This window comes from Okeania sp. SIO3B5, assembly GCF_010692555.1.
Lineage (GTDB): Bacteria > Cyanobacteriota > Cyanobacteriia > Cyanobacteriales > Microcoleaceae > Okeania.
On record NZ_JAAHHG010000769.1, the window covers coordinates 1 to 3302 of the forward strand.

A 3302-nucleotide genomic window follows, 5' to 3' on the forward strand; every position below is an offset into this window, starting at 1 on the left:
GGTTTTTACCCTTGTTTTGACAATGGTATTTGTCTTGAGGCGTTAGCGGAGCTTTGCGTCAGCAATCGCTACATTTTTTTTAAGCGTTAGCGGAGCTTTGCGTCAGCAATCGCTCTATTTGCCATACACTATATATAGTGTCTTTGCGTAAGTCCTGATTTGCTAAATTTCCAATAGGAGAAAACGAGACTTTACAAAAATGGGAATCTCCTATTTCTTCTCTTTTTGACATGATTATAAACACTGCTACCCTATCAAGTGCCTTAGTCTACGGGCAAGAACTAGACCAGGAGTATTTCAAAAAAGTATGATTTAAATCGTGCTAGAGAGATTATTGAGCGAGATGTTCTGGACAAACTGGGAGGGAATTTTTCCCAACTAGATGCTGAATTTGATAAATGTTCAGCATCCATAAAAAATACGCAAATTAGGCTTGATCATCTTGAAAATTGGGCTGAAAGTCAAGGCGATAGTAGAGTTCGGACAGCTACCGATTTTGAGAAATGAAATTAGTAAAATTTCTAAAATGCCTTTAAAGGCCACTACAAAGCGTGTGGCCTTTTCTTTTGCCATGCGATCACTGATTTAAAATTTTCCCATTTTTGTCTTGATTACCCCCGGTTGGTTCGGGAGTTTTGTGTGGCCAATTAATTTGATTTTGTAGGGATTTACTCAACAAGATTAACTTTTTTCTCCCATAACTAACTCTAAATTCAATTTTTGATGAATTCTACTATAATTAATAAATCTATCATAAAATAGACTGATTAAAGTTTCTTAAACTTGCCACCAATAAGTAAATTACAGAAAGATTTAATAATGTTTGCCACTCAACTGAAAACTAACCAAACTTTAGATAATATACCTAACGATATATTTGAAGTGATCGCCCAGCTCAAGCAAGAATTAAATGCTGTTATCTTAGATCACTATTATCAAGAACCGGATATTCAAGATATTGCTGACTATATAGGTGACTCCCTCGGTCTTTCCCAACAAGCAGCAGAAACTGATGCTGATGTTATTGTCTTTGCCGGAGTTCATTTTATGGCAGAAACAGCAAAAATTCTCAACCCAAATAAACTGGTACTTTTACCAGACTTAGATGCAGGCTGCTCTCTTGCCGATAGTTGCCCACCGGAAGAATTTGCCAAATTTAAAGCAGCTCACCCTGACGCAATAGTTGTTTCTTATATTAATTGCACTGCTGCTATTAAAGCAATGAGCGATATTATCTGCACCAGTTCCAACTCTGTCAAAATAGTTAAGCAAATACCAGCAGACCAACCCATAATTTTTGCTCCAGACCGGAACCTTGGTCGTTATGTTATGGAGCAAACCGGACGAGATTTAATTTTGTGGGAAGGAAGTTGCATTGTTCACGAGACATTTTCTGAAAAAAAGATGGTGCAATTAGAAATAGAGCACCCGGAAGCTGAAATTATCGCTCATCCAGAATGCGAACCGAGTATGTTACCTCATGCTAATTATATTGGTTCGACCACTGCTTTATTGAAGTATTGTCAGGAAAACCAAAACCAAACAAACATTTATTGTGGCAACTGAACCGGGAATAATTCATCAAATGCAAAAGAATGCACCTAGCAAAAACTTTATTCCTGCACCTGCAATGAATAACTGTGCTTGCAACGAATGTCCTCACATGAGACTGAATACTTTAGAAAAATTGTATCTGGCGATGAAAAATCAGACACCTGAAATTACGATTCCTGAAGAAACGCGAGTAGCAGCATTGAAACCTATTCAAAAGATGTTGAAACTTTCATTTAATTAGGCAAAAGTAAAAATAACAGAAGCAGTAATATAGAAATAATCAAAATAATAGACATCTTCAGAAAGTAGGCAGTAAAGGAGTAGGGGAGTGGGGAGTAGTAAACATAAGAATAATAGACCTCTCTAAAAGTCAAAAGTAAAATCAATTCTTATCAATAAATTATTAATTACTTCTCCCTATTAGACATCTCAAAAAATAAAAAATTAAATCAATTATCCTACTCTTATTCATCAATGATTTCTCCCTACTCCCTGCTCCCTTTTTTATGGAGATGTCTAATATAAGATCACTAGCTTAAATAATTGCTCAAAACGTTATTGAATCATACTAATTACTTAATCGTTGAAGTCTTGCATAAGTATAGCATTATTTTTGAGAAATAGTATGACAAAAATAACTTCTGTATGTTGCCCTACAGACTTTTAACTTCTTTAAAGTATTCTTTAGTTTAGTAAATTATCATGACAACAACTGTAGCTAATTCTGATACTGCCTTAGCAACCATTCAAGCAGCTTTACCCATAGATCCACAACCTTATATTATTGGCGATCGCCCTGCCGGATTAATTGTAGTAGATGTACTTAATGGTTTTTGCACTGTTGGGTTTGGTCCCTTAGCACCGCAAGTACCCAACGAACAAATTGCTACAATGGTCTCAGAAAGCGATCGCCTAGCAAGAACTTTTGTTGAACGAAGTTGGCCAGTTTTAGTATTTTTAGATACCCACGAACCAGGGAAACCAGAACCTCCTTATCCCCCTCATTGTGAAAAGGGAACTGGAGAAGAAGAGCTTGTCCCAGAACTTAAATGGTTATATGACAATCCCCTAGCAACATTAGTTCCGAAGGATTGTATTAATGGATTTATTGGTTCTATTGAAGCTAATACTCAGCGTAATGTATTGTTGAACTGGATAAATCAATACAAACTGGAAGTTTTAGTTGTGGTGGGAATTTGCACCGATATCTGTGTGATGGATTTTGTTGTAACTATTCTGTCGGTTCGTAATCATGGTTTAGCGCCTACTTTAAAAGATGTGGCTGTATATGAAAAAGGTTGTGCTACCTTTAACCTCACAGCAGAAATGGTAGCGGAGCAAGGTTTACCAAAAACTGCTATTCATCCACAAAAAGTATCACACCATATCGGATTATATAAAATGGCCGAACGCGGTGCATTTATTGCTTCTACTATTGAACTTTAGAGGGCGATCAATTGTTATATCAAATCCGGTTGAATACTTATTATTATAGTTAGGAGAGATGGGGAGATCGGGAGATGGGGAGATGGGGAGATGGGGAGATGGGGAAATATTTGGTAATGGTTGAAGATGGAACATTTTTTGATACCGAATTAAACGCATTTGATATAAAGTATCACTTCTAATATCATGTCCGGTAGCATCGGAGCGTGTATAAAATCAAGGTGACACTCTTGAGAAAACCTTCTGCCTCCTGCCTCCTGCCTCCTGCCTTCCTTCCACCAAAGTCTAATTATTCAACCGGA

At 36.9% G+C, this 3302-nt stretch carries 1 protein-coding gene and 1 pseudogene; both read left to right on the forward strand.

Annotated features, from left to right (window positions below):
* Positions 1-819 precede the first annotated feature (819 nt).
* Positions 820-1795: pseudogene (gene nadA, locus F6K54_RS42170) on the forward strand (quinolinate synthase NadA).
* A 461-nt stretch (positions 1796-2256) separates the two neighbouring features.
* The gene (locus F6K54_RS42175) at positions 2257-3000 is read left to right on the forward strand and encodes an isochorismatase family protein (RefSeq protein ID WP_293090452.1); all 744 of its coding nucleotides are present in this window, start codon (positions 2257-2259) and stop codon (positions 2998-3000) included.
* The last annotated feature ends 302 nt before the right edge of the window (positions 3001-3302 follow it).

What these genes read in the sequence shown, in the direction of transcription:
- F6K54_RS42175 (WP_293090452.1), top strand. Translation starts at nt 2,257, where the DNA reads ATGACAACAACTGTAGCTAATTCTGATACTGCCTTAGCAACCATTCAA.